Raw genomic sequence first — 7,605 nt, 5'->3', positions numbered from 1 at the left:
GTAGACGTCTTCCAATCGTTTGATCTTATTCATACCGGAAGTTTACCATATTTTTACCGGGGTTGCTATCAAAGAACTCGTTTACTGCCAACTACTTCAGCTCGCCACCAAGTTCGATTTTACCCACACTCATTGGAGAAGAGCCCTATTTTTATCAGGAAAACAGCCCTTGAATATAACAGCTTTGGGGGCTTATAATTAGCTAATTCAGGAGGACCAAAGATTTCTATGAAGACCTATGTTGCCAAAAAGGGCGAACTGGAGCAAAAATGGTTTCTGGTCGATGCCAGCGGTATTCCGCTGGGACGGCTGGCCTCCAAGGTGGCCCAGGTGCTACGGGGCAAGGGCAAGCCGCAATATACCCCCAACCTGGACTGCGGCGATCACGTGGTGGTTGTCAACGCCGCCAAGGTGCGGCTTACCGGCAGCAAACTGCAAAACAAGACCCTCAAGCGCCACAGCGGGTTTCAGGGCGGTTTAAGGACCGACAAATACCAGGACCTGATGGTCAAGCGGCCGGAGAAGGTGATCGAGCTGGCGGTCAAAGGCATGCTGCCCAAGACCACCCTGGCCCGCTCCAATTTCAGCAAACTGCACGTTTACGTCGGGGGCGAACATCCCCACATCGCCCAGGGACCCAAGGCAGTGACCCTGTAATCTTATTCTTTCAGAAAAATTCCCAATTCCCCAAAACATTAGGAGGATCAATGGACCAGGCTGTTTACAAGGCAACCGGAAGACGCAAACGTTCGGTGGCCCAAGTTAAAATGGTTCCCGGCCAGGGCCGGATCACAGTCAACCAGCGCACCTGCGAGGATTACCTTTGCCGGCCCACCCTGGTGATGCAGGTCAAGAGGCCGTTCGAGCTGACCTCCACCGTGGGCAAATACGACGTCACCGCCAAGGTGGACGGCGGCGGCATCGCCGGCCAGGCCGGGGCATTGACCCTGGGCATCTCCCGGGCCTTGCTGCTGGCCTCCCAAGAAATGCGCCCGTCGTTAAAATTCAGCGGGCTGCTGACCCGCGATCCCCGGGAAAAAGAGCGCAAGAAATACGGCCAGAAAAAGGCCCGCAAGCGCTTCCAGTTCTCCAAACGTTAATATCAACGAGCTTACAGCTTTAAGCTTAAGGCTGTAAGCTTTATTACACACGTCCGAATTTCAGGAGGATTTCTCTTTGGCCAATTACACCATCAAAGACCTGCTGGAGGCTGGGGTCCATTTCGGCCACCAGGCCCCCCGCTGGAACCCCAAGATGAAGAAGTACATCTTCGACCAGCGCGACGGCATCCACATCATTGATCTCCAGAAGACCATGAAATGCCTGGAGACTTCGCTGAGCGTCATCCGGAAAATGGCCGAGCAGGGCGACGAGTTTATGTTCGTGGGCACCAAGAAGCAGGCGGCCGACGTCATCAAGGAAGAGGCGACGCGCTGCCAGATGCACTATGTTTCGGAGCGCTGGCTGGGCGGGCTTTTGACCAATTTCGCCACCATCCAGAAAAGCATCCGCCGTTTAAAGGACCTGGACAAACTGTCGGCCGCAAATTTTGCCGGATACACCAAGAAGGAAATACTGGGGCTGGAACGGGAGCAGAAAAAATTAGAGACCGTGCTCTGCGGCGTCAAGGAAATGCACCGGCTGCCGGGCGCGGTATTCGTGGTTGACTGCAAAAAGGAGAAGCTGGCCATCGCCGAGGCCAAACGGCTGGAGGTGCCGGTGGTGGCCATGGTGGACACCAACGTCGACCCCGATGACATAGACTATCCCATCCCGGCCAACGACGACGCCCTGCGCTCCATCAAGCTGATCACCGGCCTGGCGGCCGACGCCATCATCGAGGGCCGGGCCAGTTTCCAGAAGGAGTTGGAGGCCCAGCACCAGTCGGCGGCCGAGGGCAAGGAAGCCCCGGGCGGAGCGGCCGCACCCAAACGCCACATTTCGGACCGCCGTCCCCCCAGGCCCCAGACCGGGCGGGGCAGCGATAGCCGTGGCGGCGGCCCCCGCCGCGACGGACGCCCCTCTCAGGGTCGCAGCAGAAGCGGACCCCGGGCTACGGCCCATACCGCCCCCAGGCCGGCGGCGCACGCCGCTCCCAAGGCCGAAGTAAAGACCGAGGTAAAGGCCGAGGTCAAAACCGAAGAGAAGAAGTAATCACTAAACCACCAGTTCAATAATATTAAGTCTGGATATAAAATGTCCTTTACTGCCGAAGACGTAAAAAAACTCAGGGAAAAGACCGGGGTCGGGATGATGGTCTGCAAGGAGGCCCTGACCGCCTCCAAGGGGAACATGGACGAGGCCGTGGAGTACCTGCGCAAAAAGGGCCTGGCCATGGCCGAGAAGAAAGCCGGCCGGGCCACCGCCGACGGGCTGATAGAGATCGCCACCGCTCCCGACGGAAAATCCGCCGTCATGATCGAAGTAAACTGCGAGACCGATTTCGTAGCCAAGACCGAACAGTTCAAAGAATTGTCCAAAAGCCTGTCCCAATGGGCGCTCCGGCAGCCCAAAGAATCCATGACCGCCGCGGATCTTGCCCCGGAGCAGGTGGAGCAGATAAAACAGACCATCGTCAAGGTAGGCGAGAACGTCCAGTTCAAGCGGGGGGAAAAGATCCAAAGCCAGGCCGGCCTGGTGGAAGGCTATCTGCACCTGGGCAGCAAGCTGGGGGTGCTGGTGGAACTGGACGGAGGCAACTCGCCCGAGATCAAAGCCCTGGCCCGGGATCTGGCCATGCAGGTGGCGGCTTCTTCGCCCCAGTGGCTTTCCCGGAAGCAGGTTCCGGCCGAGGTGCTGGAAAAGGAAAAGGCCATCTACCAGGAGCAGGTGCGGGGCGCCGGCAAGCCGGAGAACGTGGTGGAAAAAATAGTGACCGGCAAGATCGAAAAGTTCCACTCCGAGGTCTGCCTGCTGGAGCAGGCCTATGTCAAGGATCCCCAAAAGAACGTGGAGGCCATGGTCAGGGAAACGGCTGCCAAGGCCGGAGCTACCCTGGAAGTCAAGCGCTTTGTCCGCTTCCGCCTGGGGGAATAATTACCTGGGGCCAGACAGGTTTAACACACGATTAACCTGATTTTCAGCTGAGATCAAAAGTTCTGTCAAGGCCGGAAGCACATTTTCCTTCCTTGAGTGTTTCTCAAACCTCTTTGGTGCTCAATAATTAAACAGAGGGACTGATATTGAAGCCGTCTCTTAAATATCAAAGGATATTACTGAAGCTTTCCGGAGAGACCTTGGGCGGCGCGGCCGGCCAGGGTCTGGACATTCCATCGGTGGAGCGGATAGCCGGGGAGGTGCTGGCGGCCAAAGAGCTGGGGATATCGGTGGGCGTGGTGCTGGGCGGTGGGAACCTGATGCGGGGCGGCTGCCTGAAATGCGACGGCATACCCCGGGTGACAGCCGACAACATCGGGATGCTGGGAACCGTCATCAACTCGCTGGCTTTGCAAAGCATCCTGGAGCACCTGGGCTGCCAGACCCGGGTGATGACCGCCGTGGACATGCCCAAATTCGCCGAGCCTTATATCCGGCGAAGGGCTTTGCGCCATCTGGACAAGGGCCGGGTGGTGATCATGGCGGCCGGCACCGGCAATCCTTATTTTTCTACCGACACCGCCGCCGCCCTGAGGGCGGTGGAGATCGGGGCCCAGGCCATCTTCAAGGGCACCAAGGTGGACGGCGTATACGACAGCGATCCCTTGAAGAACAAATCCGCCAAGCGCTATGATACCTTAAGCTACGAGAAGGTGCTGGCCGACCAATTGAAGGTCCTGGACGCCACCGCGGTCTCGTTGTGCCGGGAAAACGCCATGCCCATCATAGTATTCAATCTTAGCCACCCCGGGACCATTAAAAAAATATTACTGGGAGAAAACCTGGGAACAACAGTTAAGGAGTGATGATATGCTGCAGAAGGTTTATCAGGATTTAGGACACAAAATGGACAAGGCGGCCGGGGTTCTAAAAAACGAATTCGCTGGGATCCGCACCGGGCGGGCCAACCCGGCCCTGCTGGAGGGGATCAAAGTGTTAAGCTACGGTGCCCTGACGCCGTTGAACCAGGTGGCCGGGATCTCGGCGCCCGAGCCCCGGCTGCTGCTGATCCAGCCCTGGGACAAGGGGCTACTGGGCGAGATCGAAAAGGCCATCATGAAGTCGGATCTGGGACTGACCCCGGCCAACGACGGCAAGGTCATCCGGCTGCCCATCCCCACCCTGACCGAGGAGAGGCGCCACGACCTGGTGAAGGTAGTCAAAAAGATGGCCGAGGAAAGCAAGGTGGCCGTCCGTAACATCCGCCGGGAGTCCAACGAAGAGGTCAAGAAGCTGGAGAAAGACAAGAAGATCTCGGAGGATGAAAGCAAGAATGCCCACGATAAGATCCAGGCGATGACCGACAAGCACATCGCCCAGTTGGAAGAGCTGCTGAAGAAAAAAGAAAAAGAAATCGTGGATGTATAAAACAGAGCAAACAAGGAGGACAAGCAAAATGCCATTTGTGATCGGCGACGAGTGCATAGCCTGTGGCAGCTGTGTGGATTCCTGCCCCAACGGCGCCATAGTGGAAGGCGAGGACAAGTTTGAGATAACCGAGGATTGCGTGGATTGCGGAGCCTGCGTGGACGCCTGCCCGGTAAATGCCATCAAGGAAACTTAAGTTATTTGACCTTCCGATCTTTCCGGGAATAGACGGGATTAACATGATTAACGGTGATTAATCCCGAAATAAAAATCCTGCAAATTCGCTTAGGCATACCTGTATACCTTCTTCAAGTGCCATAGCTTCAGCGAAGGCACTCATGTCAAAGTTACCATCTTTTTTTTCAATCAATTTTAATTATTTTAAGCGCTCCGGAACTTGTTTATTAAGGCGCTTCCCCTGGGGATACAGGCTTTATCCTGTCAGTTTTAAAAGCCATCTCCCTTTTAAAGCGGAGGCGCCTTATGGCATTGACTCCGCCGCGGGATTTATTTATCCGCCGAGGCCTTCGCTAAAGCTACTGCCTCCAAGGAAAGACAGACAAGATGTATAAATCTGCGAAAATCTGTGGATGAAAAAGGTACAAGATAAATTTCCATAGCAGATCAGATAATCAATAAAACGTTATGAAGATTTCAATCGCAGGGACGACCCATCAATTGAAGCGCCTGCCGGCGCACCTGGCGGTGATCATGGACGGCAACGGGCGCTGGGCCAAGAAGCGCGGCCTGCCGCGGCTGGCCGGCCACCGGGCCGGGATGAAATCTGTCAAGACCATCGTCAACGCCAGCGGCGAGATAGGCATCAAGTACCTGACCCTCTATGCTTTTTCGGTGGAGAACTGGCTGCGGTCCAAGCCTGAGGTCTCCGGACTGATGAAGATCTTAAGGGAATACCTGATAAAAGAGGTGGACGAACTGGACGCCAAGGGGGTCAAAATAATCGCCACCGGCCGCACCGCCGACCTGGAGGACAACGCCCGCCGGATACTGGAGGAATCAATAACCCGCACCAAAGACAATAAGGGTTTGGCGCTGAACCTGGCCCTGTCTTACGGGGGCCGGGCCGAGATGGTGGACGCGTTCAAGAAGATGTCCCATGATCTTTTCGCCCACAAGATACAGGCCGACCGGATAGACGAGAAGCTGATCCAACAATACCTTTACCACCCGGAGGTGCCGGACCCGGACCTGATCATCAGGACCTCGGGCGAGAGCAGGCTTTCCAACTTCCTGATCTGGCAGGCGGCCTATGCCGAGTATTATTTCACCGAAGCGCTTTGGCCGGATTTCGGGGAAGATGACCTGTACCGGGCGTTGGTGGAGTATCAGCAAAGGGAGAGAAGGTTCGGGAGGGTGTAGCATCATATAAAAAAAACATAAATTAAACTATAACCTGATGTAAATTTGGGCTGATGTAAATTTGATGATGTAAATTGGGTGATGTAAATTGGGGCTTGACAAACAATCCTAATTTAAGCTAAGATCAAAAGCTATATTCAACTTTCTCAAAGGCTACTTCTGTACAAAAATATACTGAATCTGTACAGGCTTTTGACCCTAACCGCGACTTCGCTGATTCATTATTGTACAATAGCATATTGCTGGTAAGTCTCTTTGAAGCAGATAGATAAACTCCGCAGATATATAAGGATGCTGCTTTGATGTCCTAATAGCCAGCTGCCTGAACTTATTGACCCGAAAAAAAAGCATAATCCAGGCAATAAATTCTTTACCCGACTTAAAGTCGGATAAACCGGCAACTTTTGCCAAGCAGCAGCGCTGAAAGCGAACCTGGGGCTGGTCCCGGAAAATAAAGTAATCGGACGATTAGATTATAATTCTATCGTAATTTTGTGAATAACCAATGACCTTAAAGAACAAAATAATCCTGGCGCTGGGCGCAGCCCTGCTGGCCGTAATATGTCTGGCGGTCTATAATAATCATTTCAGCCAGCCGGCCCGGATCAGGTCCGTTATGAAGCAGGCGCTGCAAGGGTTGACCAAAAAGGACAAGGCCTTCATCATGTCGAACATTGATGAGGATTTCAGCCAGGGCGCCATGACCAAGGCGAAAGCCGACACCGCGCTGGCCCTGTTCTTCATGGAGTTTGAAAAAGTAAAAGTGGTAATGGACGATCAGAAGGTCATTGCCCAGGACGGGACTGCGGTGGACACCATCAAGGTCATGGTCATCGTCTCCAAAGGCGGGGAGCAGGGATTTTTGCTGGGGTCGTTCGGGAACCCCCAGGCTTTGGCGGTCAAGTTCAAGCGCAAGGATAAATGGAGGATAGCCGGGGTCGAAGGTTTGCCTGATTTTTAAAGGGAAACAAAAGGGCAGTCGCCGTGGGATAAGTTATCCAACGGGGGCAGGCGCTAAAATGACCACGTAAAATTTATGCAAAATTTCCGCGAAAAGGTATTGATAACCACCATGGATTTATGATAGCCTTGCATCGTAGCTTTGGGGAGCGGATATCCATTCGGCTGCAAAACATGGTTCGGTGGAAATATAAGGGGGCTGCTTTTACCACAAGTGGGGCCTAACTCATGTCTTCAGCGTATTTTTAATAGGGCATACTTTATGAACGAAAAGAAAAAGTCATGAAAACACCAAATAAAAGCATCGCTGATCTCAACCAACAGCCGGCCACCAAGGCTGAGATTGCCAAATTAGAAACCGGTCTCCGTAAAGACATGGTCAAAATGGAAGCCGGCCTGCGCAAGGATATGGCGGCAAAAAAAGATCTGAAAGCAGTCAAGGACGATGTCCATGTTCTTAAGCAGGACGTGTCCGCGCTCAAGCAGGACGTGTCCGCGCTCAAGCAGGACGTGTCCGTGCTCAAGCAAGACGTGTCCGTGCTCAAGCAAGACGTGTCCGCGCTCAAGCAAGACGTGTCCGTGCTCAAGCAAGACGTGTCCGTGCTCAAGCAAGACGTGTCCGTGCTCAAGCAAGACGTGTCCGCGCTCAAGCAGGACGTGTCCGCGCTCAAAACCGACATGGGCAGCGTCAAGCAATCCATTGGCAAGCTGGCTATACAGACTTTGAAAAACACTGAAGATATAGAATGGATCAAAGAAAACATGGTTACCAAAAACGACCATAATAAAGTGATGACGGCT

The 7,605-nt window shown here is 54.0% G+C and carries 10 protein-coding genes; all 10 read left to right on the top strand.

Annotation, left to right across the window (positions count from 1 at the left end; genetic code table 11):
* Window positions 1-228 precede the first annotated feature (228 nt).
* On the top strand, window positions 229-657 hold the full coding sequence (rplM, locus tag HY768_00200) for a 50S ribosomal protein L13 (protein MBI4725644.1): 429 nt from the start codon (window positions 229-231) through the stop codon (window positions 655-657).
* Window positions 658-707: 50 nt separating this feature from the next.
* Window positions 708-1,100: a 30S ribosomal protein S9 gene (rpsI, locus tag HY768_00195; GenBank protein MBI4725643.1), complete on the top strand. Its 393-nt coding sequence runs from the start codon at window positions 708-710 to the stop codon at window positions 1,098-1,100.
* A 76-nt stretch (window positions 1,101-1,176) separates the two neighbouring features.
* Window positions 1,177-2,154, top strand: a complete 978-nt coding sequence (gene rpsB, locus HY768_00190) for a 30S ribosomal protein S2 (GenBank protein MBI4725642.1) — start codon at window positions 1,177-1,179, stop codon at window positions 2,152-2,154.
* A 42-nt stretch (window positions 2,155-2,196) separates the two neighbouring features.
* Window positions 2,197-3,036: an elongation factor Ts gene (locus HY768_00185; GenBank protein MBI4725641.1), complete on the top strand. Its 840-nt coding sequence runs from the start codon at window positions 2,197-2,199 to the stop codon at window positions 3,034-3,036.
* A 143-nt stretch (window positions 3,037-3,179) separates the two neighbouring features.
* Window positions 3,180-3,902: a UMP kinase gene (locus HY768_00180; protein ID MBI4725640.1), complete on the top strand. Its 723-nt coding sequence runs from the start codon at window positions 3,180-3,182 to the stop codon at window positions 3,900-3,902.
* 4 nt (window positions 3,903-3,906) lie between these two features.
* Window positions 3,907-4,464 carry a ribosome recycling factor gene (gene frr / locus HY768_00175; GenBank protein ID MBI4725639.1) on the top strand — a complete coding sequence of 186 codons (558 nt, stop codon included), beginning with the start codon at window positions 3,907-3,909 and terminating at the stop codon, window positions 4,462-4,464.
* Window positions 4,465-4,492: 28 nt separating this feature from the next.
* Entirely contained in the window at window positions 4,493-4,660 is a 168-nt protein-coding gene (locus HY768_00170) for a 4Fe-4S binding protein (GenBank protein ID MBI4725638.1), read from the top strand.
* A gap of 449 nt (window positions 4,661-5,109) precedes the next feature.
* Window positions 5,110-5,844 (top strand): isoprenyl transferase, encoded by a 735-nt coding sequence (locus HY768_00165; protein ID MBI4725637.1) that lies wholly within the window; start codon window positions 5,110-5,112, stop codon window positions 5,842-5,844.
* A 505-nt stretch (window positions 5,845-6,349) separates the two neighbouring features.
* Window positions 6,350-6,805, top strand: a complete 456-nt coding sequence (locus HY768_00160; protein ID MBI4725636.1) for a hypothetical protein — start codon at window positions 6,350-6,352, stop codon at window positions 6,803-6,805.
* Between the two features lie 281 nt (window positions 6,806-7,086).
* A partial coding sequence (locus HY768_00155) for a hypothetical protein (protein ID MBI4725635.1) occupies window positions 7,087-7,605 on the top strand: 519 nt, incomplete at its 3' end.

The organism is candidate division TA06 bacterium, from assembly GCA_016208585.1.
Taxonomy (GTDB): domain Bacteria; phylum Edwardsbacteria; class AC1; order AC1; family EtOH8; genus UBA5202.
Note: the sequence above shows the minus strand (reverse complement) of the source record. Positions and strands in the feature narration are given on the sequence as shown.